Origin of the sequence: Paraburkholderia sp. SIMBA_030 (assembly GCF_046535245.1) — a bacterium.
Classification (GTDB): Bacteria; Pseudomonadota; Gammaproteobacteria; order Burkholderiales; family Burkholderiaceae; genus Paraburkholderia.
This window is the reverse complement of record NZ_JAWRXB010001221.1, coordinates 1-250: the sequence shown is the minus strand read 5'-3', so window position 1 is coordinate 250 and position 250 is coordinate 1. Positions and strand designations below refer to the sequence as shown.

Below are 250 nucleotides of genomic sequence, written 5' to 3'. Positions count from 1 at the left end.
CGCGTGAGCGGCTCGACCGACGCGCGGCGGCACGCATCCTGCGGATTCATTCAACACTTGCCGGGAGGCACGCATGGCGATTCTTGAAATGCTCGGCTTCGGTACCGAGGGCTGGGGCGGCGTGCTGTTGCTCGCCGCGCTGATGACGGTCGCGCTGACGCTCGCCGCGCTCGCGGTCGGCGCCGTGATCGGCGCGGCGATCGCGGCGGCCAAGCTGTCGCGCCACCGCAGCGCTCGCCTGCTCGGCGAC

The 250-nt window shown here is 72.0% G+C and carries 1 pseudogene; it reads left to right on the top strand.

Annotated features, from left to right (window positions below):
• Positions 1-73 precede the first annotated feature (73 nt).
• Positions 74-250: pseudogene (locus SB772_RS43920) on the top strand (ABC transporter permease); the annotation flags it as partial.